Consider the following 23,543-nt stretch of genomic DNA (forward strand, 5'->3'; position numbering starts at 1 on the left):
GCGCCACCCCCTCCACCCCCGAGAGGTCCACCGAGCCGTCGGCCCTCCCCGGCGTCCCCACAGCGACGAAGAGCACCTCCGAGGCGAGGACCGCCGGTCCGAGCTCGGTGCCAAAACGCACCCGCTCCCGGCAGGCGTCCAAAAGCTCCCGCAGGTGAGGCTCGTGGAGGTAGAGGCGCCCACTCCTCCTGAGCGCCTCCACCTTCCTCAGGTCAGAGTCGACGACGTCCACCTCGCAGCCGAGGTACGCCAGGCACGCCGCGGTCACCAGCCCGACGTGTCCGGCACCCACCACGGCCACCCGCCGGGGAGCAAACACCTCTCTCCCAAAATCTTCGGGCATACGTCCCAAGGATATACCCGGGCCTGGCGAGACGGGCAACTAAACAGGCTCTCCCCCGGTCAGCAGGATGACATGCCCGGAGATGTAACCGGACTCCCTCTCCGAGGCCAGGAAGACGTAGCTCGGGGAGATCTCAACCGGCTGGGCGGGGCGTCCGATGGGCTTGCTCTCCCCGAAGGGTCGCTCCGCGCCCTCCGGCATCGTCGCCGGGATCAGGGGCGTCCATACCGGCCCCGGCGCCACCACGTTCACCCGGATGCCCCGGGGCGTCGTCTCGAGCGCGAGCCCTTTGGAGAAGGTGACGATCGCCCCCTTGGAGGCTGCGTAGTCGTGCAGGATGGGTTTGGGGTGGAAGGCCTCGATGGAGGCGGTGTTGATGATCGAAGACCCCGGCCGCATGTGCGCCAGCGCGGCCCGGCAGAGGTAGAAGACGGAGAACACGTTGGTCCTGAAGGTGTGCTCGATCTGCCAGGATGGCACCTCGGCGAGCCCCTCACGGGCCATCTGGTAGGCGGCGTTGTTCACCAGGACGTCTATCCTTCCGAAGCTCTCCACCGCCCGCTCGACGACCTCCCGGCAGTATTCCTCGCTCCCGATGTCCCCCGCCACCGCCACGGCTTTCCTGCCCGCCTCCTTCACGAGCCGTAGCGTCTCCCGCGCATCCCCCTCCTCTTCTTCGAGGTGGGAGATGAGTACGTCGGCCCCCTCCCGGGCGAACGCGATCGCGACCGCCCGCCCTATCCCAGAGTCCCCCCCGGTCACCACCGCGGCCTTCCCCTCCAGCCGGCCGCTCCCCCGGTAGCTCTCCTCCCCACAGTCCGGTTTGGGGTCCATCTGCGACTCGCTACCGGGATGCTCCTGACGCTGGGCGGGAAACTCCGGGTGCGGGAAGCGCTCAGTCGGGTTCTCCCGTTCCTCTCTGCCCTGGCTCAAAACTGCTCCTCCAAGTTCCGGATAACTCTCTTCGGGGCGCACAGCGACCGGAAGGCTAGATGGATGGTGGTAAACCCCGGACACAACACGCCCTTTCGGATCAATGGTCGCACTAAACCCGCCCCCCGGCGTCGCCTGGAGGATGCAGGCATCCTGCACACTTGGGACCATCAGGGCTTCAGAACGACCTCTGTCGCACTCCCCGCTCGAGCACGATGTGACGGCGCGTCCGCCAGATGGCCCCATCGCTGCACCGAAGTGTGCAGCCAGGTTGCATCCCACGGCTCATTGCCAGCCTGCGGCAGCGTGAGATTATCCGGGCATGCGCAGGATACTTCCGGGATCATACGGGACCGGGGCTTCACCCCGCACGAGGAGGGTGTAGCGCCGCCTTGCGCGTCCTGGGGATCAACGCCGTCTTCCACGACCCCGCCGCCGCGCTCGTGATAGACGGCGAGATCGTGGCCGCCTCGGAGGAGGAACGCTTCAGTAGGCGCAAGCACGGCAAGCGGCCCGTGCCTTTCTCCACCTGGGAGCTCCCGGAGCAGTCCGCGCGCTGGTGCCTGGAGCACGCCGGGCTCTCTCCCGCCGACCTCGACGCGGTGGCCTACTCCTACGACCCGGCGCTCGCCCCCCGTACGGAGGGCGAGATCACCGCCTACGGGTGGGAGGGTCTGCGCACACTCTACGCCCGCCGCGCCCCGCTCTTTCTGCGCTCCGCGTTCCCGGGCCTCGATCCGGGCAGAGTCCGCTTCGTCCCCCACCACGTCGCCCACGCCGCCTCGGCCTATCTGGCCGGTCCCTGTGACTCGTGCGCCGTGATGGTCGTCGACGGCCGGGGGGAGAGGACCTCCTACCTCGCGGGGCGCGCGGCGCGGGGCGGGCTGAAGGTGCTCGCCCGACAGGAACTGCCGCACTCGCTCGGGCTCCTCTACGAGGATCTGACCGAACACCTGGGCTTCAGGCGCTCCTCCGACGAGTACAAGCTCATGGCGCTGGCCTCCTACGGCGAGCCGGCCTTCCTGCCGGTGCTGCGGCAGACCATCCGGACCACCGGGGATGGCGGCTTCCGGACCGATCCCGTCGACTGGTGCGCCCTCGCCCCACCGGTTCCGCCAGGGTATGAGGCGTGGGAGCGGGAGCATGCGGATCTGGCCGCGAGCCTGCAGGCCCGCCTCGAGGAGGTGCTGCTCGAGCTCGCCCGCTGGCTGTACAGAGAGACCGGTGAGCCCACCCTCTGCATGGCCGGGGGTGTGGCTCTCAACTGCGTCGCCAACTCCCGCCTGTGGAGGGAGGGCCCCTTCGAAGAGGTCTGGGTACAGCCCGCAGCCGGAGACGCGGGCACAGCCCTCGGGGCAGCGCTCTACCTCGCCCGTGAACTCGGGGACGAGGTTTCCCCCATGCGCGGCGCGGATCTGGGACGCTCCTGGACGGAGACGCAGATAGCGAAAGAGCTCTCGCGCGCCGCCCTGCCCTTCGAGCGCCCGGCGGACATCGCGTACGAGGCGGCGCGCATCCTGGCCTCCGACGGCGTGGTCGCCTGGTTTCAGGGTCGGAGCGAGTACGGCCCACGGGCACTCGGACACCGCAGCCTCCTCGCCCATCCGGGCAGGGAGGAGAACCTCGACCGCCTCAACGCCATAAAGGGTCGCGAGAGCTTCCGGCCCGTCGCCCCGATGGTCCTCGCCGGGCGCGCACCGGACATCTTCGAAGACGGCCCCCTCCCGAGCCCTTACATGCTCTTCACCCACCAGGTTAAGGGGTGCTGGAGAAGGAGGATCCCCGCCGTCGTCCACGTGGACGGCACCGCCCGCATACAGACCGTAAGCCCGGAAGCGGAACCTCTCACCCACCGCCTGCTCGCCTCCTTCGAGAAGCTCACCGGTCTGCCGGTTCTCGTCAACACCAGCCTCAACACCGGCGGGCGCCCGATGGTGGACTCCCCGCGCGACGCCCTGGAGTGCTTCGGCTCCTCACCGATCGACGCCCTCGCCATCGGCCCGTTCCTGGTACGCAGGAGGAGCGCTTTCGGAGGCAAGAAGGTTTGACGGCGAAAGATCGACCCCCGGTCTCGGTGGACGTGGTGATCCCGACCTCGGGACGCTCCTCGCTCGCGGAGCTCCTCTCGGCGCTCGCCTCCGGGAGCGTTTCGCCGCCGGGATGGGTGGTCCTGGTCGACGACCGCAGAAGCCCCGATGGACCGCTACTGTCCCGCGGGGCGCCCGGGCCTCTCAGAAAGAGGCTGCTCGTCGTGCGGGGCCGGGCTGCGGGCCCGGCGGCGGCGCGCAACACGGGCTGGCGCGCATCGGGTGCCCGCTGGGTCGCCTTCCTCGACGACGACGTCATCCCCGCCCCCGACTGGATGGAACGCCTGCTCGACGACCTCTCAGGCCTCAAAGAGGGGGTCGCCGCGAGCCAGGGCAACCTCAGGGTCCCGCTCCCGAAAGGCCGCCGTCCGACCGACTGGGAGCGCAACGTCAGGGGACTGGAGGGTGCGCCCTGGATCACGGCGGACATAGCCTACCGCCGGCGGGCGCTCGCACGTCTGGGCGGGTTCGACGAGCGCTTCCCCCGCGCCTACCGGGAGGACGCAGACCTCGCCCTGCGTGCCACGCGCGCGGGCTACACCCTGGTACGCGGAGAGCGCACCTCCTTCCACCCCGTCCGTCCCGCACCGCCGTTCGTGAGCCTGCGCCTGCAGTCTGGGAACGCCGACGACGCGCTGATGCTCGCGCTGCACGGCCGCGGGTGGTGGCGGGCGGCGAAGGTGCCCGCAGGGCGCAGACCCGGCCACCTCGCGACCACCGCCGCCGGGACAACCGCGCTCCTCGCCCTCCTCGCCAGGAGACGACGCCCGGCCGTCCTCGCGCTCTCGCTCTGGATGGCTTTGACGGCGGAGTTTGCCGCCTCGCGCCTCGCCCCGGGACCCGGCACACCGCGGGAGGTCGCGGCGATGCTCGCGACGAGCGCCCTCATCCCTCCCGCGGCGAGCGCACACTGGCTGCGCGGGCTCCTGCGCGCCCGCAGCCTGCTCCGGGACGACTCCCGCGCCCCGCACCCGCTACCCGTCGAGCGGCTCCCCGAAGCCGTCATCTTCGACCGGGATGGCACGCTCGTGCGCGACGTCCCCTACAACCGCGACCCCGGGCGGGTCGAGCCCGTGCCGGGCGCGAGGGAGGCCCTGCAGCGGCTGCGGGCCTCGGGCATCGCTCTCGGCATCGCCACGAACCAGAGCGGCGTGGCCCGGGGCCTCATAGACCGCAGGGAGCTCCTCGCGGTGAACCAACGGGTCGAGGAGCTCGTCGGTCCCCTCGGCTTCTGGGCCGTCTGCCCGCATGCCCCGGAGGAGGGCTGCCAGTGCCGCAAGCCCGCCCCCGGGCTCGTACTGCGCGCCGCACGGGCCCTCAGCTCGGATCCCAGCCGCTGCGTGGTGGTCGGCGACACGGGTGCCGACGTGGAGGCCGCCCGGACCGCCGGGGCACGTGCCATCCTCGTCCCCACCCCGGCTACCCGCCCGGAGGAGATCCGGAGCGCCCCCGAGGTCGCACCCGACCTGCCCTCGGCCGTCGACCTCATCCTGGGAGAAACCCTTTGAGGCCGCATGTCCTCGCCTGCCGGCTGGACAACGCGGGGGACGTCCTCCTCGCAGGGCCCGCCCTCCGCGCCCTCGCCGCCGGGGCGGCGAAGGTGACGATGCTCTGCGGACCTCGGGGGGCAGAGGCGGCGCGGATGCTCCCCGGCGTGCGGGAGGTGATCGTCTATGACGCTCCCTGGGTGGCCTTCGATCCCACCCCGCTCGACCGCGAACGAACGCTCGGGCTCGTCGAACTCATCTCACGCATGGGAATAGACCAGGCGTTCATCTTCACCTCCTTCCACCAGAGCCCGCTCCCGCTCGCGCTCCTGCTGCGCCTGGCCGGGGTGCCCTTCGTCGCCGCGAGCAGCGTGGACTACCCGGGCTCGCTGCTGGACATCCGACACCTCCCGGAAGAATGCCTGCACGAGGTCGAGCGCTCGCTCTCCCTGGTCGAGAGGGCAGGATATACCCTGCCCCCGGACGACGACGGGCGCCTCGCCGTCCGCCTGCCCCAGGGAGAGCATCCCCTCCTTCTTGAGGGTCCCTACATCGCCGTCCATCCCGGAGCATCGGTCCCGGCCCGCACCTGGAACCCGGAGCGCCACGCAACCCTCGTCGGACGCCTGCTCGAGGAGGGCTGGCGGGTGGTCGTGACCGGCGGACCGGAGGAGCGAAAGCTGACGGCCCGGGTGACCAGAGGACGTCCGGGAACACTCGACCTCGGCGGCAGGACCACCCTGTCCGAACTCGCCCGCATCCTCGCCGGCGCACGGCTGCTGGTGACCGGCAACACGGGCCCGGCGCACCTCGCCGCGGCGGTGGGAACCCCCGTGATCTCGCTCTTCGCCCCCACCGTCCCCCTCGAGCGCTGGCATCCCTGGAAGGTTCCCCACCGCCTGCTCTACACGCCTGTCCCCTGTGCGGGGTGCCGCGCCCGCGTCTGTCCCTTCGAGGAGCACCCCTGCCTCGGCGGCGTCGGCGTGGAGGAGGTGCTCGAGGCCGTGTCCGCGCTGATGGAGGAACGTGCGAGGTGAAGGTCTTTCTCTGGCACGTCCATGGCTCCTGGACCACCGCCTTCGTGCATGGACCCCACGAGTACCTGATCCCGACCCTCCCCGACCGCTCCCCCGACGGCCTCGGCCGCGCCCGGACCTATACCTGGCCCGAGAGCGCGATCGAAGTCTCCCCGCAGGAGGCCGCCGCAGCCGATGTGGACGTCGTCATCCTCCAGCGACCGCAGGAGCTCCACCACCTAGCCGAAGAGTGGCTCGGGGGACGCAGGCCCGGCCGGGACCTGCCCGCCGTCTACGTCGAGCACAACGCACCGCAGGGTAGTATCAACGACATGCGACATTGCGTCGCGGACAGGAGGAACATCCTGCTCGTGCACGTGACGCACTTCAACGCCCTCTTCTGGGATGCGGGCTCCACCCCGGTGCGGGTGATAGAGCACGGGATCGTGGACCCCGGTTACCTATACGTGGGAGAGCTTGGGCGGGTGGCCGTCGTGATCAACGAGGCCAGGAGGAGGTGGCGGGTGACCGGCACGGACCTCCTCGGCTTCTTCCGGAAGGTCGCGCCGCTCGACCTGTTCGGGATAGACGCCGAGAGCCTCGGGGGGCGTGATCTGCCACAGGAAAAGCTGCACCGGGAGATGGCCCGCCGCCGGGTCTACCTGCACCCCTTCCGGTGGACCTCGCTCGGGCTCTCGCTCATCGAGGCGATGCATCTCGGGATGCCCGTGGTCGCGCTCGCCACCACGGAGGTTCCAGAGGCGGTCCCCCGCGGGGCCGGGGTCGTCTCAAACGACCCCGTGGTGCTCGAGGAGGGTCTGCGGCGCCTTCTCGCCGAGCCGGAGGAGGCCCGGGCGGCGGGGCTCGTGGCCCGCAGGGCGGCGAGGGAGCGTTACGGACTCGAGAGGTTCCTCGCCGATTGGGAGGAGGTGCTGGTGGAGGTGGCAGGATGAGGGTCGCGATGGTCTCCGAGCACGCGAGCCCCCTGGCGACGCTCGGCGGGGTGGATGCCGGGGGACAGAACGTGCACGTGGCTGCGCTGAGCACGGCGCTGGGACGCCTGGGGGTCGAGGTGGTGGTCTACACCCGCAGGGACGGGTCGCTCCTGCCACGCCGGGTGTCCCTCGGCCCGCGCGTCGCCGTCGAGCACGTCGAGGCCGGCCCCCCGGAGCCGGTCCCAAAGGACGAGCTGCCGCCCCACATGGGCCAGTTCGCCGCCGGGCTGCGCAGGGCCTGGCGGAGCTGGCGCCCAGACGTCGTACACGCGCACTTCTGGATGTCCGGCAAGGCCTCACTGGAGGCCCGGCCACCCGGTGTCCCGGTCGTCCAGACCTTCCACGCCCTCGGGATCGTCAAGCGCCGGCATCAGGGCGAGAAGGATACCAGCCCCCCGGAGCGCATCGACGAGGAGAGGAAGATCCTGCGCAGCGCGGATCGGATCGTGGCGACCTGCAGCGATGAGGTCTTCGAGCTGGTGCGCCTCGGGGCGGACCCCAGGAGGATCTCGGTCGTCCCCTGCGGCGTCGACCTCGGCATCTTCCGACCCGACGGGCCCGCGGAGAGGCGCCCGCCGGGGATACATCGGATCGTCGTCGTGAGCCGCCTGGTGGAGAGGAAGGGGATCGGAGACCTCATCGGTGCACTTCACCCCCTACCACAAACCGAGCTCGTCGTCGCCGGAGGCCCCGACGCCGCGCGGCTCGATGCGGACCCCGCGGCCCGGCGCTTCCGGTCGCTCGCCCGCGGGCTCGGCGTGGAGAGCAGGGTACACCTGCGCGGCAGGATCTCCCACGAGGAGGTGCCCGCCCTCCTGCGCTCGGCGGACGTGGTCGCGTGCGTCCCCTGGTACGAGCCCTTCGGGATAGTGGCGCTCGAGGCGATGGCCTGCGGGGTGCCGGTGGTGGCCTCGGCGGTGGGCGGGCTGGTCGATTCGGTCGTCCACGGCGTAACCGGGCTGCACGTGCCGCCGGGAGACCCCGGGGCCCTGACCTCGGCGCTCCGGATGCTGCTGGGTGACCCGGAGCGCCGCCGCAGGCTCGGGGAGGCGGGATCGCGCCGCGCCGCCGCACGCTACGGGTGGGAGAAGGTCGCGCGCTCGACGCTAGAGGTCTACGGCAACCTGCTGGAGTCCGGTCGCGTCCCGGGCGAGGAGGTCTCGCGGTGAGAGACGGGGAGCTCCCGACCGGACGCGCGCACCTCGCAGCGCTCTTCGAGGCTCTCGGCTCCCTGGAGGACGACCTGGAGAAGATCGAAGGGTGGGGCGTACACCTCGCCCGGGTTCTCACAGGAGGGGGACGCCTGCTCGCAGCCGGCAACGGCGGGAGCGCCGCGCTCGCCGAGCACCTCTGCGGTGAACTCTCCGGGCGCTACCGCGACGACCGCAGACCACTCTCCGCGCTCGCCCTGCACTCCGACGGGGCCTCCCTCACAGCCATCGCGAACGATTATGGGCCGCGGGCGGTCTTCTCCCGGCTCGTCGCCGCCCACGGCAGGCCGGGGGACGTCTTCCTCGCCATCTCCACCTCCGGCGAGAGCCCGAACGTCCTCTCCGCCGCGCAGGAGGCCCTGCGGCAGGGTCTCACGGTCTGGGCGATGACCGGCCGCCGGCCGAACCCGCTCGCCGGCCAGGCACACGACGCGCTCTGCGCCGACGCGGGGGAGACGGCCACCATCCAGGAGGTGCACCAGGTCGCCGTCCACATGCTGTGCGCGGCCCTCGACTGCCGGCTCGGGGTCTCGGTCCCGCAGCGAGGGGAGGTAGCGCGTTGAAGGCCGGGAGGGTCGTCGTGGTGGGCGACGTCCTTCTCGACCGCGACATCGAGGGCAGGGTGGAGAGGCTGTGCCCCGACGCCCCGGCCCCCGTCGTGGACGAACTCGGGCGGAGCTCACGACCCGGCGGTGCCGGTCTCGCCGCGACCCTCGCCGCCGCTGATGGAGCCCGGGTCACGCTCGTGTGCGCCCTCGCCCGGGATGCCGCGGGGGAAGAGCTTGGGGCCATGCTCTCCGAAGCCGGCGTGGAGGTCATCGACCTCGGCTGTGACGGTACGACGCCGGAGAAGGTGCGCATCCTGAGCGGCGGCAGGACGCTCCTGCGCCTGGACCGCGGCTCCCCGGCCCGGCCAGGCCCTCTGCCGGAGTCCGGCCGCAGGGCGCTGGCCGAGGCAGATGCGGTCCTGGTCTCGGACTACGGCAGGGGCGTCGCCGCCCATCCGGGGCTGCGGGAGGCGCTCGCTGCGCTCCCTTTCGGCAGGCCCCTGGTGTGGGATCCACACCCCCGCGGACCGTCTCCCCTCCCCCGGTCCACGCTCCTCACCCCGAACCTCTCCGAGGCCCGGGGTGCCACAGGAGGCAGAGAAGACCCACCGAGACTGGCCCGCGCGTTGCTGCGTCTCTGGCGCGCGGAGGCCGTCGCCATCACCCTCGGGGCGGGCGGAGCCCTGCTCGCGGACGGGATGGGGCTCTTCGCCGCACCCGCTCCTCGGGTCTCGGGGGGTGATGCGTGCGGGGCCGGCGACCGCTTCGCCTCGCGGGCCGCGGTACTCCTCGCCTCCGGCTCCGGAGTACGGGAGGCCGTGGAGGAGGGCGTACTCGCCGCCTCCAGCTTCGTCGCCGCCGGGGGTGCCGCCTCGTTCGCCGCGGAATCCCCGCCGGGGGTTGCTCCCGAGGTGGAGGAGATCGTCGCCCGGGTCCGGGCGGCCGGGGGGAAGGTCGTGGCCACCGGGGGGTGCTTCGACCTGCTGCACGCCGGACACGTCGGGCTCCTCGAGGGCGCCCGGGCGCTCGGGGACTGCCTCGTCGTCTGCCTCAACTCCGACGGGTCGGTGCGGAGGCTGAAGGGAGAGGACCGTCCGCTGGTGCCTCAGGCAGAGAGGGCGAAGGTGCTCGGTGCCCTGGGGTGCGTGGACGCCGTTGTCGTCTTCGACGAGGATACCCCCGAGGCCGTCCTGGAGCGGCTGCGCCCGGACATCTTCGTAAAGGGCGGCGACTACGAGGCGCGGGAACTCTCCGAAGCCCGCACGCTCGCCCGCTGGGGCGGGGAGGTCGTCATCCTCCCCTACCACGAGGGACGCTCCACCACCCGGCTGATAGAGGAGGCCGCCCGCCGTGGCTGAGAGAGGTCCGGTCCTGCTCGTCCTGCGGGCGCTCGGGCTCGGGGATCTGCTCGCGGGCGTGCCCGCGCTGAGGGCACTGCGTCGCTCGCACCCCGGCCACCGCATCGTCCTGGCGGCCCCGGCCTGCCTGGAACCGCTCGCCCGCCTCTCCGGGGCCGTGGACGCGGTCGCGGACGCCCGGCTCGGCCGTGCCCTCCCGCCGGGGCTGCACGGGGCGGACCTCGCGGTGAACCTGCACGGCAGGGGCCCCGAGAGCCACCGCACGCTCCTGGCCACGGGGCCACGGCGCATGGTCTCCTTCCACAACCCGGAGGTGCCGGAGAGCGCCGGGGGTCCTCGCTGGAGGGCGGAGGAGCACGAGGTCGTCCGGTGGTGCCGGCTGCTCGATGAGAGCGGCATCCCGGCCGACCCTTCCGAGCTGGACCTGAGACCACCGGAGATCCCCGTGGAGAGGCGGGCGCGGGGGGCGACGCTCATACACCCCGGTGCAGCGAGCCCTGCCCGCCGCTGGCCCGCGGAGCGGTGGGCCGCCGTAGCCCGGGCCGAGAGGGAGTCCGGGAGGGAGGTCCTGCTCACCGGCGGCCCCGGAGAGGTGGAGCTGGCACGGCGGGTGGCCCGGACGGCCGGGCTCCCGGAGGGGTGCGTGTACGCCGGACGCACCGGGCTTCTGGAGCTCGCCGCGCTCGTCGCGGCGGCCGGGCGCGTCCTCTGCGGAGACACGGGGGTCGCACACCTGGCGACCGCGCTCGGCACCCCCTCGGTGGTGCTCTTCGGCCCCGTCTCCCCCCGGCTGTGGGGCCCACCGCCGGAGAGGGAGCGTCACCGGGCGCTGTGGGCCGGCAAGAGCGGCGACCCGCACGCCGCGACCCCGGATGCCGGGCTGCTCGAGATCGGGGTCGGTGACGTGCTGGAGGCGATCGGGGAGCTCCCGCGATGAGAGCCCTAGTCGCCGGGTGGTTCAGCTTCGTGCGCGGGGAGGCCACGGCGGGTGACCTGCTCGCGAAGGACACCGTCTGCCGGTGGCTCGAAGAGGCCGGGTGGGAATTCGACGTGGCCCTCTCTCCCGCATTCGGCGGGGAGGGCGTGGACTGGCGCACGGTGGACCCGACGCGCTACGAGGCGGTGGTCTTCGTCTGTGGACCGGCGAGGGGTGAGCAGATCTCCTCGCTCGCCCGGCGTTTCTCCGGCCGCCGGCTCGTCGGGCTCGGGGTCTCGGTGATCGAAGGCTCGAAAGAGACGGAGCTCTTCGACGTCCTCGTCCCCCGGGACGGCCCCTCGGGAGCGCTCCCGGACCTCAGCTTCCTCGCCACCCCGCGTAAACCCCCGGTCGTCGGGCTCATCCTCTCTCACCCCCAGCCGGAGTACGGGGAGCGTGCCACGCACGAGGAGGTACACGAAAGGCTGCTCCGCATCCTCCACGCGGAGGATCTCTGCATCCTCCCCCTCGACACCCGGGTGGATCCCCGCTCGCAAGGATTCCGCACCTCCGGGGAGGTGGAGGCCGCGATCTCGCGGATGGACGCCGTGGTCACCACCCGGCTGCACGGGATGGTGCTCGCGCTCAAAAGCGGCGTGCCCGCGCTCGCGATCGACCCCGTACGAGGCGGAGCGAAGGTCGGCAGCCAGGCGGCGGCGCTGGGCTGGTCCGCCCTGCTCCTCCCGGAAGAACTCGACCGGAAGTCTCTCCTGGAGAACCTGAAGTTCTGCCTCTCACCGGAGGGGCGTGACGCCGCCAGCCGGGTGAGGGAGCGGGCGGCGCTGCTCCTGGAGACGGCCCGCTGTCGCTTTCTGGAGGCGCTCGGAAGGGCGGACGCAGGCTAATCCCCGAAGAGGGGCGCGTACTCCGATGGAAGCTGGGCGCGCACGTCCCCGATCTCACCGGATGTGACGGCCTCCCGCAGCACCCCGACCACCGCCCGGGCGTGGTCTTCGGCGGCCTTCTGGTCCGTCCCCTCCCTCTCTGCGACCCTGCGGTAGAACTCCTCGAGCGGGAAGGGATCGGCCTGCGCCCCACCCTCGCGGCGGACGTACCCCGCCAGTTCCTCGGGAAGCTGGGAGGCGAGGTCGTGCGGCTCTCCTCCGGCAAGCCGTTCGCCGAGGGTTCTCAGCACCGCGGCGGTCGCCCTCTCTGCCTCCTCCCGCGAGGCCAGGTTCGCGCGCTCCCGTACGGCCTTCAGGAACTCGTCACGCCCCATTGCCACAACCTCCCTTCTCAGCCGTTCTCCTCGCGCTCCCTGAGCTTCTCGGCCACCCGGCGCTTCTCCTCGTCTTCGCCCGGCTCCTTCGAGGAGCCTACCCGCGAGGAGGCGTCGCCCTTCGTCCCGCGGCCCACGTGGGGGCTCTGCTCCGGGTCCGGCTCTGAGGCCTCCTTCGCTATCTCGGGGTTGTTCTTCGGTCGCTTGTGTCTGCTCATCCCTCTCCCTCCAACAACACTCCATCGGGCGGGGTCGGCCGGGAGGTCCGGCCAACCCCGCCAGAACTACCCGCGTCTGAGCAGCTCCCTGCACCTCCGGGCGCGCTCGGCGTCCTGCCTCTGCACCTCGCGGAAGAAGTCCGCCAGCTCCCCGTCACCTTCCCTCTCGGCGTCCTCGATGTATCCGGCGTACACGGTGCCGCCCTGGGCAGCGTGGTAGAAGACGCTCACCAGGTCGTAGACGGCATTGCTCACGCCGGTCTGCGCTTCACCGTTGCTCAAAGGTGCTCCTTTCATTCGGTCGATACCCCTGCCGGATGATCCGAGCCGGTCTGCAAACACCGGAGGGGCCGAAGCGGTGGGCCACGGCCTCTGTCGCATCCCCTCATCCCGCGCGGGGCGCGCCGAGCGCCCGAAACCCTCTCTCCCGATCCAGCATCTCAAGGCCCTCCTCCACACTGGGAGGGAGAACCCTCCGGCTGCTCAGCCTCCGGGGCAGACCGCCGAGCGCCTCGATGAGCGCCGCACCGGCGTCGGGGTCCCGGAGGGCCGAGCGGGCTACCTCGAGCGTCTGGCGCGCCGCGACGCCGGCGGGACGACGCATCCAGGCAAACCACAAAGCGTTGCGGATCCCGAGCCGCCTCCTCCGCCGCCGGTCACGGAAGGTGGAGGGGTGGTGGCGGCACACGACCTCCTCGACGTAGACCAGAGCCCAGCCAGCGGCTGCCAGGTCGGCGGCGAGCAGTTCCTCCTCCCCCCCGAAGAAGACGTGGGGGTCGAAGCCGCCCGCACTCAGGTACGCCTCCCGGCGCACGACCGAGGCGCACGCGAGGAAGCCGAGCACCGGCGGTCCCGGAAGGTCGGGCTCGCGAGGGAGCGGGCTCCTCCTCATCTCCGCACAGATGGGATCCTCCCTCCCCTCCGGACCGACGAGGATGCGTCCCGCGAGCAGGGCCAGGCGGGGATGGGCGTCGAGCAGCTCGGCCGCACGCCGGAGCGCTCCGGGCTCCCACCAGGAGTCGTCGTCCGAGAAGGCCACGTAAGGCGTGCCGAGCAGCCCGACCCCGACGTTTCTCGCCGCCGCCCCCAGGTTCTCCTCAAGGGCGACGACCTCCACCTCCGGATGGCGCCGCCGGACCTCCGCCGCGGTCCCGTCGGAGGAGGCGTTGTCCACCACGACGACCCGCGGTCGCTCGGGGAGGGCACGCAGGTGCGCGAGGGTCACGAGCAGTTCCGGCAGCCGGTTCCGGGTGACCACCACCACCGATACACGCCCCTCGCCCGCGTCGACGACAAACGGTCCTCCAGGTCTCTCGCCACCCGAAACATGCTCGCACGACGCAGGATCGGGGATAAGCACTTTATGGGCTAAAGAGACTGCACCATTCGGGCCAAATTGCCGGTGTGAGAGGTCGTGCCGCTTCCGGTCGGTCCGGGGGTGGGTTAGAGTGGGGTTCCGGTCGGGATCTGAAGAGCCGGATGCAGCGCCTTCTCCGGGGAGGAACATTCGCGAGGAAGGAGATAACCGGTGGAGGAGATCAAGGGAAGCATGAGGGGAAGCATCGTGCTGGTCACCGGAGCGGGGAGCGGGCTCGGCGAAGCCACCGCGCGGGTGCTCGCAGCAGATGGAGCCCGGGTCATCTGCGGGGACATAGACGAGGCGGGCGCGCGGAGGGTGGCCGGCGAGATCGGCGGGGAGGCGGCCCGTCTCGACGTCGCCGACCCCCGCTCCGCAGAGGAATTCGTCCGGTGGGCGATGGAGCATGAGGGGAGGATCGATGCCCTCGTCAACAACGCGGGGGTGGACTACGTCCGGTCGGCGGTCGAGATGACCCTCGAGGAGTGGGACAGGGTCCAGCACACCAACCTCAGGGGCCCCTGGCTCCTCTCGCGCGCCGTCTTCTCGCACATGGTCGGGCGGGGCTCCGGCCAGATCGTCAACGTCGCCTCGACCGCCTCGAAGAAGGGTTGGGCCAACGCCACCGCCTACGCGGCCTCCAAGCACGGACTACTCGGGCTCACCCAGGCGCTGCATGCCGAGGGCAAGGAGCACGGGGTGCGCGTGATGGCCGTCGTCGCCGGCGGGATGCGGACCGGCTTCTTCCGGACGCTGGACCCTCCCCCGCCACCCGAGACCCTCCAGCCGCCCGAGAACGTCGCCCGGGCCATCCTGTTCATGCTCTGCCAGCCCGCGGAGTCCGTAATCCACGAGCTGATCATCACCCCGATGACCGAGACCTCCTACCCGTAGCGTCGAACCTTCCCGAAACGGGGAGACATCATCCTTCAGAGACACCCTGCCGCCACGGCGGTTCCGGAGACCGGAGTGAGGTGAGCGATGGGAGAACAGAGCGTCGGGCTGCAGAACGAGCCGGTGGACGTGAGCGAGGAGTTCGGACGGCAGGAGAACCACTTCTTCGCCGCCGCGAAGGCTGAGAGCTTCGATCCGGCGTCCGCCTCCGGAGAGCTCCTCTGGAGGAGCTTTGCGCTCAAACAGCGGGTCTCCTACCACCAGCTCACGCTGCAGCTCGAAGGCTACAAGGTGTGGGAGGATGCACCTCCCGGCGAGTACGAGGACGAGCCGGCCTTCCCGTTCGCCCTCTCCTTCTACGGCCCGAGGACGGTGCGGCTGCGGGTGGCGGCGAGGCCGCAGACGATCCGGGAGCGCCCCTCGCTCATGGTCCCGCGACCTCCGCAGGAAGACGCCTCCCCCTGGGAGCTGGTGGACGGCGGCTGCTGCACGGAGTACCGGGGTCCCGCAGGGACCGTAGCGGTGAGCCGGAGTCCCTGGCGGCTTGAGTTCCGCGACGCCTCCGGGCGTCTTCTGACCCGGAGCTGGCACGTCTCGGATAAGCCGGGGGTCGTCAGCGGCAGGCCCACCCCGTTCTCGTTCGTCCGCGACGCCGCCAACCTGCGCCGGCACCTCGCGGCCAGCTTCTCGCTCTCCCCCGGGGAGAGGCTCTTCGGAGGCGGCGAGTCGTTCACCGCCCTGAACAAGCGCGGGCAGAAGCTCGTGCTGTGGACCCGCGACGCCTACGGCACACAGTCGCAGGAGATGTACAAGCCGGTGCCGTTCTTCCTGAGCAGCCGCGGCTACGGGATGTTCGCGCACACCAGCCATCCTCTCACCCTCGACCTGGGAAGTTCCTACGACGGGGCCGCCGTCCTCTACCTCGACGACGACTTCCTGGATCTGTTCTTCTTCCTCGGTAGTCCGAAGGAGGTGCTCTCTGAGTACACCGCGCTCACCGGCCGGGCTCCCACCCCGCCGCTGTGGTCGTTCGGGCTCTGGATGGGCCGGGAGAGCTACTCCTCCGAGCAGGAGGTGCGGGAGGTGGGGCGGAAGCTGCGCGAGGAGAGGATCCCCTCCGACGTGATACATTTGGACGTCGGCTGGACCGAGGTGCCCCACCGCAACGACTTCAGGTTCTCCCCCTCGCGCTTTCCCAACCCACAGAAGATGCTCTCCGCCCTCAGGGAGGAGGGATTCCGGGTGAGCCTGTGGCAGCTCCCCTATTTCAACCCGAAGAACGAGCTGCACGCCGAGGCGATAGAGAAAGGATTCGTGATCCTCTCCGCCAACGGCGAGCCTCCGGTGGACGACGCGGTGATAGACCTCTCGAACCCGGAGGCCGTCCGCTGGTACCAGGAGAAGCTGGCGAATCTCTTGAAGATGGGCGTCGGCGTCTTCACCGCGGACTTCGGCGAGGCCGCCCCGCTCTCGGGGATCTACAGCGGGAACAGGAGCGGCTTCGAGGAGCACAACCTCTACCCGCTGCGCTACAACCGGGCGGTCGCCGAAATTACTAAAGAGGCAACCGGCGAGAGCGTCATCTACGCCAGGAGCGCCTGGGCGGGAAGCCAGCGCTACCCGCTGCACTGGGGCGGGGATGCGGAGGTCACCGACGGCGCGATGGCCGCCACCCTCAGAGGAGGCCTCTCTTTGGGCCTCTGCGGGTTTTCGTTCTGGAGCCACTTCATCGGGGGGTTCTCGCGGCCCACCCCGCCCGATCTCTACCTCAGGTGGCTGGCGTTCGGTGTCTTCTGCTCGCACGCCCGCTGTCACGGCGCCCCCCCGACCGAGCCGTGGGAGTACGGAGAGGAGTTCACGCAGAGCTTCCGGCGCATCGTCGAGATGCGATACCGGCTCATGCCCTACGTCTACGCCCAGGCGCGGGAGTGCTCGGAGAGGGGATTCCCGATGGTGAGGCCCCTCTTCTTCGAGTACCCGGAGGACAGGAGCTGCTGGACGGTGGAGGACGAGTACCTCTTCGGCGAGGACCTGCTGGTCGCGCCGCTCGTGGAGAGCGGTCCGGAGAGGGAGGTCTACCTGCCGCCGGGGCGGTGGTTCGGCTACCCCGACGGGCAGATCTACGAGGGATCGGGGTGGCTCGAGCTCAGGGCGCGGGAGATCCCGATAGTAGTTCTGGTGCGCGAGGGTGCGGTCGTCCCCCACGCGGAGCTGGCCCGGCACACGGGTGAGATCCGGTGGGACCGGATAGAGCTCAAAGTCTTCGGGGACGGTGAGGCCTCGGGGCTCTTCTGCCGTCCACAGGAGGACGTCCATCCTCACCGTTTGCGTCTCGGCCGCGGGGATGTATCACCGGAGGAGGACCCCTCCGGAGGCGAGGTGAGGTGGAGCGTAACCCGGGTGTGAGGAGCCGCTCGCACGGGGGATCCTCCCGCCGGAGCCCTGCGGGCACATCGTGTACGGGGACGCGACCAGAAGCAAAGCATCCCGAAGATGGCCGGGAATACCCCCGGCAGCGACGCACGCGAGGGGACGCTGCGCTGCAGCCGGCGGCCACATCCTTCTTCTCTGGAGAGGGTGGCATCAATTCCCCCGGGGGATGTAAGCTAAAATTCGTAGGCTGGCAGGAGGTTTACAGAGCGGGAGATGGCCCTCTCCGAAAACTCAATGGTTCGCGTGCAGGCGGCCCGCGTCCTCGAGGAGAACGAGGAAGCGATCCTCGCGGGCTACCTGAGACGACTCAGAGAGGAGGGCAACTTCCTGATCGCGGGGGGAGAAGAGAAAGAAGCGATCGGGGAGGGGCGCAGGATGCTCAGATGGGCCGTACTCGCGCTGAGGGACGAAGGATCGGAGAAGGACACGCTCATTGACGAGCTCGCGGAGAACGCAGAGGCCGTCGGGTCGCCAGAGGAGCAGCACCCGGATGAGGCGTTGCGTGCCGGGGTTGCGCTCTGCCGGGCGGCGTTCGATATGCTGGTAGAGCGTCTGGACCTCTCCGACATCTCCCCGCAGGAGATCTTCGAGGTCGCGCAGACCATCCAGCAGAGCGTGATGGAACGTGTGGCACGGGTCTCGATGGTCTCCTACGTGGACTATCTCCTGACCAAGATAGGCGAGGTGCAGAGCGAGGAGCGCAGGCGATTCTCGCGCGAGCTCCACGACAGGGTCGCACACGCGATGGCGCTGGTCAATCAGAGCCTGGAACTCTACGCCGCGACGAGAGACCGGGACCCCGAGCAGGCCCAAAGCAAGCTCTCCCAGGCACGCGAGGCCAACCTGGAGGCGATCGAGGCGGCCCGCGAGCTCGCCCTCGATTTACGCCAGAGCGGAGCCGGCGAAGGCCTGCAGGTGGCCCTGGAGAATCTGGGCCGGGCGAGCATCCCGCCGGGGATGCGCTACGAGGTCTCTTTCGAGGGAGACGAAGAGATGATACCCCGCCACGTGCGAGATCAGCTCTACATGATCCTGCGCGAGGGGGTCAGGAACGCGGTCTCACACTCCGGCGGCGATCTGGTGGAGGTGGAGGTCAGGATCTCGCCGCGGGAGGTGGTGGCGGCCGTCACCGACAGCGGAAGCGGCTTCGACCCCCGGCGCGTCCGTCGTAGGGTCGGGCTCCACTCGATGAGGGAACGCGCCTCCCTGCTCGGGGGAAGCTTCGAGATATCATCCTCGCCGGGCGGAGGGACGAAAGCAGTAACGAAGGTCCCGCTCAGGAGCCGGTCGTGAGCAGGAAGATAAAGGTAGCCCTCGCCGACGATCACACGATGTTCCGCCAGGGGCTCAGGGAGATGCTCTCGACGGATCCATCTCTGGAGGTCACCTGGGAGGCCGCCAACGGGGCCGAGGTCGTCGAACTGGCGCGAACCTCCCCGCCCGATGTCCTCATACTCGACGTGGAGATGCCGATCATGGGGGCCGGGGAGACCATGCAACACCTGGGAAAGCTGCAGCCGCCACCCAGGATTATCATCGTGACCATGTTCGAGGAGCCGCGCCTGGTGCGCGAGCTGCTGGCTGCGGGGGCGAGTGCATACCTGGTGAAGAGCGCCTCGCTCGAAGAGTTGCTCGCGGCAGTGCACGCCGCCGTGGAGAATCCCAGCGAGGACAACGTCGTACTCTCCGTGCCGCGTGGGGTGCTGGAGAGATCGGGCAAAAGGTGCGCCCTCTCGGAGAGGGAGCTGGAGGTGCTCCTTCTCGCCGCGCGGGGGCTCTCCAACCGAAAGATCTCCGTCGTCCTGCACCTCTCCGAGGCGACCGTCAAGCGCCACCTGGCCAACATCTACGCCAAGCTCGGGGTCACCTCCCGCAGCGAGGCAGCCCGCAGGGCCCTCTCGGAGGGCTGGATCTCCACCTACGAGCTGACCCGCGAGGGGTGAGGATCGAAGAACGGGGTCGTCGTTACTGCAGAAGCCTCTTCAGGCCCTCTTCGAGGTACTCCGCGGAGACCGAGCCGTCTGGGGTGTAAGAGACGGCTTCCCTGCAGAGGTGGTAGAGCGCGAGCGTGCGCGTCGGGGAGAGCCTGCGGTTGCCCGCCTGTTCCAGGACCAGACGCATGAGCTCGAGCGCCACCTCCGCGTCGCTCTTTCTCGGCTGTTCCACCGGGTCTACCTCCTCCCTCAGAGGGCGACGATCAGCCGGGAATCCGCCGGCGCTGTGGTAAACTCAGCATACCTTGATTTTCGCAGAGAAGACCGCACCGCGCAGCGCGAAAAGCATCCGGCGAGGGTGAGCCTTGGGCAGGGTCAGACGCGTCTACGTCAGATGTCCGGTATGTGAGCGCATCTTTCCCACCCTCCACGCCGGCTCCTACGTGACCGTGGGCCGCGAGACCGATCTGTGCCCCAAATTCCCCGGGCGAGTCTCGGACGGCTCGCTGCTCCTGCAGAGCGCGGTGACGATGTGTCCGGCATGCTCGTTCGCCTCCCCCTCGGACTTCGGCGAGCTCGACCTCTCCTTCGACGAACGCTACGAGCTCGAGGAGCTCCTGAGGGAGGACGGCCTCCTCAAGGTCTTCCGCAGCAGTCCTCCCCCCTGGCTCGCCTTCCACGCCGCGGAGATCTGCGGCAGGGAGCTCGGGGCCACCCACCGGGAGCTCGGTGATCTGTGCCTGAGAGCCTCGTGGGTGTGCAGAAAGGAGAAGGAACAACCCTTCGAGAGCACCTTCCAGCTGCGGGCGATCCGACACTTCCTGCGCGCGCTTGAAGAAGAGGACCTCTACGGGAGGGAGCTCGCCCTCACCACCTACCTGGTCGGCGAGCTCAACCGGAGGCTCGGCAACCACCGCGAGGCGCTCAACTGGTACGTCAACGCCGAGCGTACCATGCAGTGGATCTCCGATCCATCCCTCACCTGGCTGGGGCGGCTCATCTCCCGCCAGCGCGAGCTCGCCGAGTCGCAGGCGGCCTGAGCCTCAGCCTATGGTCTCCTGGATCACCTCCTGCGCGGCCTTCCTGTCCGGGATCCAGAACGAGATCCCGTTGATGTACTGCGGGTGACCCGGGTAGAGGGCGGCCTTCCCCCCTCCCCCGTAGAGCTTGTACTGCAGAGCGAAGCGCAGGAGAGAGACCGGGTTCATGTTCGTCTTGGTGTTGTCCAGGATCGCCCCGATCACCGCGGGGAGCCGGGGCAGGTTGGCCGGCGAGGTCGCCTGCGCGACGAGCTGGTCGAGGAACTGCTGCTGGCGCTCCTCGCGCCCGATGTCTCCCTGCGGGTCGTCCCGCCAGCGGACGTAGGCCAGCGCCTGTCCGCCGTTCAGCTTCTGCACGCCGGGGTCTATCTTGTACACCCTGCCCTCTATGCCGAGGTTTATGGGCTCCTTCACGTCTATGGTGATCCCGCCGAGGGCGTTGACGACGTCTTTGACCCCGGTGAACTTGACGAGCACGTAGTGGTCCACCGGTACGTTCAGGTCGTCCTTGAGCGTCCTGAGGGTCAGGTCGGCCCCGCCGTAGGTGTAGGCCGAGTTGACCTTGCCCCAGCCGTATCCCTCTATCCTGACCAGCGAGTCGCGCGGAATGGAGAGCATTCCGCCCGTGGCCCGGAAGATCACCATGGTGTCGGTGCGCGCCGGGGCTCCATCACCCCGGGTGTCGCTGCCCAGCAGCAGCACCCGCTGGTCCCCGACGGGGACCAGGAGATAGCCGAGGAACAGCAGGACGAGCGCCGCCACCACGAGCAGTATCCGCCGCCGGGCGTAGTTCGGGCGCTTTTTGCCCAGATCACCGGGCAGCTCCCCGGCTCTGTACACTTTCATCGACACGGGTCGAGATTATATCCGCATGCCGCGGTCATCGCGGACACACGGGCGGCACACGATATACATGTATACTTGATCCATGCAGGGCCTTCAGAGACCATCTCTCGAGGTCGGGGATGAGCGGGTAGCCTGGGAGGGGCTCGCGTCCTCCTGCGCTTCGCCCGCGCGCCGGCTGGCAGCGACGGGAGGGCTCGCGATCCTGCTCTTCATGCTGATCTCCACCGCCCTCGACCTCTACTACAATGCCTTCGGCGTGCGGTACGCGCTCGGCGGGATCGTGGCCGTGCCCTACCGGGCTTTCTACACCTCTCTGGCAGTTAGCGTCACGGTTGCTCTTTGCGGTTACGGCGTGTGGCTCGTGCGCAGCCTGAGATCATACTCGTCCTTCGCCGGCATCTTGCGAGATGGGGGGTTGGATCCCAGGAGGCCCACCCGGCGAGGGCTCCGGGTCTACTCTGACGAGCAGTTGCTAGCGCTGCGCAGCCGCTACGAACGCTCCCGCGACCCGAGGTTCCGCCGGCTGCTCGAGCGCACCTTCGGCTTCCATCCGGACGACTCTTTCTCACTCGCCCCCCTCAACGTCCGCCCGGCCACCTTCGAGATGAGCGCCCTCAGGGTAGAGTGGGAGGCCGCCCTGATCCTCGAGCAGGGCCGGGACCCTCTGCCGGAGATCACCTGGTGGATGGAGAGCAGGCTGCACCTCATGCCCCGGCAGGCCGGCAAGACCCAGAGGCTCATCTACGCCCTGCGCTACACCACGGACTCGGTGCAGGAGCTCAAGCGGCGCTACGGCTATCGGACGGAGCGCTGGCCGCAGACCGTGCCGGAGGGCAAGCTCTTCGACGCCCTGCGGGATTTCGAAGAGGCCCGGCGCATCCGCGCCGCCCTCAGCAGAAAGAGGTCTTGAACTGGCATGACGGCTCTCGTTCTCGGCCCTCTGCTCCGCTACACGGGCCCCACGGAGGCCACCGTCTGGGTCGAGACGGACCAGCCCGGCGAGGTGGGCATACACATCGAAGGTGAAGCTCACCACGAACGCACCTTCAGCGTCGAGGGGCACCACTACGCGCTCGTCTACCTCACCGGTCTGGAACCCGCGAAGACCTACGAGTACGAGGTGACGCTCGAAGGCGTGAAGGTCTGGCCCGAGGAGGACTCTCCGTTCCCGCCGAGCGTCATCCGCACTCCAAAGACCGATGGCCCGTTCAGGATCTGCTTCGGCTCCTGCCGGGTCTCGGCTCCCCACGAAGAGCCCTACACCCTGAGCCCCGACGAGGACCCGCGAGGCCATGGGCAGGACGCCCTCTTCGCCCTGGCCCGCAGGATGCTCCGCACCCCCAAAGAGCAGTGGCCCGACGCCCTGCTCCTGCTGGGGGATCAGATCTACGCCGACGAGGTCTCTCCCGGGACGCTGGCGTTTATCGAGTCCCGGCGCGACACGCGCAGGCCCCCAGGCAGGGAGGTCGCGGACTTCGAAGAGTACACCCGTCTCTACCGGGAATCCTGGGGAGAGAAGACCATCCGCTGGCTCCTCTCCACCGTCCCCTCGGCGATGATCTTCGACGACCACGACGTACACGACGACTGGAACACCTCCTGGCGCTGGGTCCGGAAGATGCGTCAGAAGAGCTGGTGGGGGGAGAGGATTACCGGGGCCTTCATGTCCTACTGGATCTACCAGCACCTCGGGAACCTCTCCCCCGCCGAGCTCGTCGAGGACGAGGTGTTCTGCCGGGTGCGCGGCTCCCGGGACGCGGGAGGGCTCCTGCGTGCCTTCGCCCGCCGCGCCGACCGAGAGGCCGGCGGTACCCGCTGGAGCTTCCATCGAGACTTCGGTTCGACCCGGCTCATCATGGTCGACTCCCGGGCCGGCCGGGTCCTGGAGGAAGGGCGACGATCGATGCTGGACGAGGCGGAGTGGCGGTGGGTGGAGGATTGCGCCCGCGGGGAGTTCGACCACCTCCTCATCGGCACCTCGCTTCCGCTCCTCCTCGCCCCCGGTCTGCACGGCCTGGAGTCAGCAAGCGAGGCCGTGTGCGCCGGAGCGTGGGGCGCGCCTGGTTCGAAGGTCGGGGAGGTGGTCCGTCAGGCGCTCGACCTCGAGCACTGGGCGGCCTTCGAGGAATCCTTCGACAGGATGGTCCGGTTGATAAGCTCGGTCGCCTCCGGCGAGCGCTCCGGAAGACGGCCTCCAGCTTCCATCGTGGTGCTCTCCGGAGACGTGCACCACGGCTACCTGGCGGAGATGAACCCGGGCGGCAAAGCAGAGAGCCTCGTCTACCAGGCCGTGGGTTCGCCGCTCAGAAACATGCTCCCCCGGGCCGAACGGGCCGCCATGAGGGCTGGATGGTCCCGGGGCGGGGAGTTCGCCGGACGGATGCTCGCCCGGCTCGCCGGAGTCGGGGAACCCTCACCTTCCTGGTGGCTCCTGCACGAAGAGCCCTGGTTCGACAATCACGTCTCGACGCTCGAGATGGCGGGCAGGAGGTGTACGCTGAGGGTCGAGCGTCCTGCCGGCGGAGACCCCACCCTGACGCCCATCCTCGAACGCCGCCTGGCGTAAGGGAGGTACGTCCTCGCCCCCGGTGAGTCACGGCACGGTGAGCCGCACGGCTTCAAAGAGCCTTAACCAAATTTAACCTCAG

At 69.7% G+C, this 23,543-nt stretch carries 24 protein-coding genes; 16 read left to right on the forward strand and 8 right to left on the reverse strand.

What is annotated here, in order from left to right:
- Both PJB24_RS14010 and PJB24_RS14015 read right to left on the reverse strand, forming a co-directional pair.
- On the reverse strand, positions 1–319 hold a 319-nt coding region (locus tag PJB24_RS14010), incomplete at its 3' end, for a 2-dehydropantoate 2-reductase N-terminal domain-containing protein (RefSeq protein WP_273846924.1).
- 63 nt (positions 320–382) lie between these two features.
- Positions 383–1,276, reverse strand: coding sequence for an SDR family oxidoreductase (locus PJB24_RS14015; RefSeq protein WP_273846927.1), 894 nt, complete (start codon positions 1,274–1,276; stop codon positions 383–385).
- Between the two features lie 392 nt (positions 1,277–1,668).
- Here PJB24_RS14015 and PJB24_RS14020 point away from each other — a divergent pair, with 392 nt between their 5' ends.
- Genes PJB24_RS14020 through PJB24_RS14060 form a run of 9 tightly spaced genes read left to right on the forward strand, consistent with a single transcriptional unit; the run spans position 1,669 to position 11,799 of the window.
- Positions 1,669–3,324, forward strand: coding sequence for a carbamoyltransferase family protein (locus PJB24_RS14020; RefSeq protein WP_273846930.1), 1,656 nt, complete (start codon positions 1,669–1,671; stop codon positions 3,322–3,324).
- Positions 3,321–4,871, forward strand: coding sequence for an HAD-IIIA family hydrolase (locus tag PJB24_RS14025; protein ID WP_273846933.1), 1,551 nt, complete (start codon positions 3,321–3,323; stop codon positions 4,869–4,871). The genes PJB24_RS14020 and PJB24_RS14025 overlap by 4 nt, the downstream gene beginning before the upstream one ends.
- Positions 4,868–5,887, forward strand: a complete 1,020-nt coding sequence (locus PJB24_RS14030; RefSeq protein ID WP_273846935.1) for a glycosyltransferase family 9 protein — start codon at positions 4,868–4,870, stop codon at positions 5,885–5,887. Before PJB24_RS14025 ends, PJB24_RS14030 begins: the two co-directional genes overlap by 4 nt.
- Positions 5,884–6,819, forward strand: coding sequence for a glycosyltransferase (locus PJB24_RS14035; RefSeq protein WP_273846937.1), 936 nt, complete (start codon positions 5,884–5,886; stop codon positions 6,817–6,819). Before PJB24_RS14030 ends, PJB24_RS14035 begins: the two co-directional genes overlap by 4 nt.
- Positions 6,816–8,030 (forward strand): glycosyltransferase, encoded by a 1,215-nt coding sequence (locus PJB24_RS14040; RefSeq protein ID WP_273846940.1) that lies wholly within the window; start codon positions 6,816–6,818, stop codon positions 8,028–8,030. Before PJB24_RS14035 ends, PJB24_RS14040 begins: the two co-directional genes overlap by 4 nt.
- Positions 8,027–8,635: a D-sedoheptulose-7-phosphate isomerase gene (locus tag PJB24_RS14045; protein WP_273846942.1), complete on the forward strand. Its 609-nt coding sequence runs from the start codon at positions 8,027–8,029 to the stop codon at positions 8,633–8,635. The genes PJB24_RS14040 and PJB24_RS14045 overlap by 4 nt, the downstream gene beginning before the upstream one ends.
- Positions 8,632–9,978, forward strand: a complete 1,347-nt coding sequence (rfaE2, locus tag PJB24_RS14050; protein ID WP_273846943.1) for a D-glycero-beta-D-manno-heptose 1-phosphate adenylyltransferase — start codon at positions 8,632–8,634, stop codon at positions 9,976–9,978. The genes PJB24_RS14045 and rfaE2 overlap by 4 nt, the downstream gene beginning before the upstream one ends.
- Positions 9,971–10,915, forward strand: coding sequence for a glycosyltransferase family 9 protein (locus tag PJB24_RS14055; protein ID WP_273846945.1), 945 nt, complete (start codon positions 9,971–9,973; stop codon positions 10,913–10,915). Before rfaE2 ends, PJB24_RS14055 begins: the two co-directional genes overlap by 8 nt.
- Complete coding sequence (locus tag PJB24_RS14060) at positions 10,912–11,799, forward strand: polysaccharide pyruvyl transferase family protein (protein ID WP_273846948.1); 888 nt, start codon at positions 10,912–10,914, stop codon at positions 11,797–11,799. Before PJB24_RS14055 ends, PJB24_RS14060 begins: the two co-directional genes overlap by 4 nt.
- Here the strand turns inward: PJB24_RS14060 and PJB24_RS14065 are convergent.
- From PJB24_RS14065 to PJB24_RS14080, 4 genes are all read right to left on the reverse strand, one after another.
- Positions 11,796–12,173, reverse strand: a complete 378-nt coding sequence (locus PJB24_RS14065) for a DUF2267 domain-containing protein (protein ID WP_273846996.1) — start codon at positions 12,171–12,173, stop codon at positions 11,796–11,798. The two genes, PJB24_RS14060 and PJB24_RS14065, sit on opposite strands and share 4 nt — an antisense overlap.
- Positions 12,174–12,190: 17 nt before the next feature.
- Positions 12,191–12,391, reverse strand: a complete 201-nt coding sequence (locus PJB24_RS14070) for a hypothetical protein (RefSeq protein WP_273846949.1) — start codon at positions 12,389–12,391, stop codon at positions 12,191–12,193.
- A 66-nt stretch (positions 12,392–12,457) separates the two neighbouring features.
- A complete protein-coding gene (locus tag PJB24_RS14075; RefSeq protein ID WP_273846952.1) occupies positions 12,458–12,673 on the reverse strand; it encodes a hypothetical protein in 216 nt (71 codons plus the stop codon).
- Between the two features lie 103 nt (positions 12,674–12,776).
- Complete coding sequence (locus PJB24_RS14080; RefSeq protein WP_420541958.1) at positions 12,777–13,655, reverse strand: glycosyltransferase family 2 protein; 879 nt, start codon at positions 13,653–13,655, stop codon at positions 12,777–12,779.
- 285 nt (positions 13,656–13,940) lie between these two features.
- Between PJB24_RS14080 and PJB24_RS14085 the strand changes: the two genes are divergently transcribed.
- The 4 genes from PJB24_RS14085 to PJB24_RS14100 all read left to right on the forward strand — a co-directional run bounded on the left by PJB24_RS14085 (position 13,941) and on the right by PJB24_RS14100 (position 19,018).
- Positions 13,941–14,642, forward strand: a complete 702-nt coding sequence (locus tag PJB24_RS14085; protein ID WP_273846955.1) for an SDR family oxidoreductase — start codon at positions 13,941–13,943, stop codon at positions 14,640–14,642.
- Positions 14,643–14,729: 87 nt separating this feature from the next.
- Complete coding sequence (locus tag PJB24_RS14090) at positions 14,730–17,048, forward strand: glycoside hydrolase family 31 protein (RefSeq protein ID WP_273846957.1); 2,319 nt, start codon at positions 14,730–14,732, stop codon at positions 17,046–17,048.
- A 240-nt stretch (positions 17,049–17,288) separates the two neighbouring features.
- Positions 17,289–18,368 (forward strand): sensor histidine kinase, encoded by a 1,080-nt coding sequence (locus PJB24_RS14095; RefSeq protein WP_273846960.1) that lies wholly within the window; start codon positions 17,289–17,291, stop codon positions 18,366–18,368.
- Positions 18,365–19,018 (forward strand): response regulator transcription factor, encoded by a 654-nt coding sequence (locus tag PJB24_RS14100; protein WP_273846962.1) that lies wholly within the window; start codon positions 18,365–18,367, stop codon positions 19,016–19,018. Before PJB24_RS14095 ends, PJB24_RS14100 begins: the two co-directional genes overlap by 4 nt.
- Positions 19,019–19,040: 22 nt before the next feature.
- Here PJB24_RS14100 and PJB24_RS14105 read toward each other — a convergent pair whose 3' ends face one another.
- Positions 19,041–19,241: a hypothetical protein gene (locus tag PJB24_RS14105; RefSeq protein ID WP_273846964.1), complete on the reverse strand. Its 201-nt coding sequence runs from the start codon at positions 19,239–19,241 to the stop codon at positions 19,041–19,043.
- A gap of 133 nt (positions 19,242–19,374) precedes the next feature.
- Here PJB24_RS14105 and PJB24_RS14110 point away from each other — a divergent pair, with 133 nt between their 5' ends.
- A complete protein-coding gene (locus PJB24_RS14110) occupies positions 19,375–20,049 on the forward strand; it encodes a DUF2225 domain-containing protein (RefSeq protein WP_273846966.1) in 675 nt (224 codons plus the stop codon).
- Positions 20,050–20,052: 3 nt separating this feature from the next.
- Here the strand turns inward: PJB24_RS14110 and PJB24_RS14115 are convergent, their stop codons facing one another.
- Positions 20,053–20,895, reverse strand: a complete 843-nt coding sequence (locus PJB24_RS14115) for an LCP family protein (protein WP_273846997.1) — start codon at positions 20,893–20,895, stop codon at positions 20,053–20,055.
- A gap of 82 nt (positions 20,896–20,977) precedes the next feature.
- Between PJB24_RS14115 and PJB24_RS14120 the strand changes: the two genes are divergently transcribed.
- A complete protein-coding gene (locus PJB24_RS14120; RefSeq protein WP_273846968.1) occupies positions 20,978–21,805 on the forward strand; it encodes a hypothetical protein in 828 nt (275 codons plus the stop codon).
- A 6-nt stretch (positions 21,806–21,811) separates the two neighbouring features.
- Complete coding sequence (locus PJB24_RS14125) at positions 21,812–23,461, forward strand: alkaline phosphatase D family protein (RefSeq protein WP_273846970.1); 1,650 nt, start codon at positions 21,812–21,814, stop codon at positions 23,459–23,461.
- Positions 23,462–23,543 lie beyond the last annotated feature (82 nt).

Origin of the sequence: Rubrobacter calidifluminis, assembly GCF_028617075.1 — a bacterium.
Classification (GTDB): domain Bacteria; phylum Actinomycetota; class Rubrobacteria; order Rubrobacterales; family Rubrobacteraceae; genus Rubrobacter_E; species Rubrobacter_E calidifluminis.

Bases quoted from the DNA above. Each gene is read 5' to 3' on its own strand.
- PJB24_RS14115 (WP_273846997.1), bottom strand. From the start codon at position 20,895: ATGAAAGTGTACAGAGCCGGGGAGCTGCCCGGTGATCTGGGCAAAAAG.
- PJB24_RS14120 (WP_273846968.1), top strand. From the start codon at position 20,978: ATGCAGGGCCTTCAGAGACCATCTCTCGAGGTCGGGGATGAGCGGGTA.
- PJB24_RS14085 (WP_273846955.1), top strand. From the start codon at position 13,941: ATGAGGGGAAGCATCGTGCTGGTCACCGGAGCGGGGAGCGGGCTCGGC.
- PJB24_RS14040 (WP_273846940.1), top strand. From the start codon at position 6,816: ATGAGGGTCGCGATGGTCTCCGAGCACGCGAGCCCCCTGGCGACGCTC.
- PJB24_RS14125 (WP_273846970.1), top strand. From the start codon at position 21,812: ATGACGGCTCTCGTTCTCGGCCCTCTGCTCCGCTACACGGGCCCCACG.
- PJB24_RS14090 (WP_273846957.1), top strand. From the start codon at position 14,730: ATGGGAGAACAGAGCGTCGGGCTGCAGAACGAGCCGGTGGACGTGAGC.
- PJB24_RS14065 (WP_273846996.1), bottom strand. From the start codon at position 12,173: ATGGGGCGTGACGAGTTCCTGAAGGCCGTACGGGAGCGCGCGAACCTG.
- PJB24_RS14060 (WP_273846948.1), top strand. From the start codon at position 10,912: ATGAGAGCCCTAGTCGCCGGGTGGTTCAGCTTCGTGCGCGGGGAGGCC.
- PJB24_RS14095 (WP_273846960.1), top strand. From the start codon at position 17,289: ATGGCCCTCTCCGAAAACTCAATGGTTCGCGTGCAGGCGGCCCGCGTC.
- PJB24_RS14070 (WP_273846949.1), bottom strand. From the start codon at position 12,391: ATGAGCAGACACAAGCGACCGAAGAACAACCCCGAGATAGCGAAGGAG.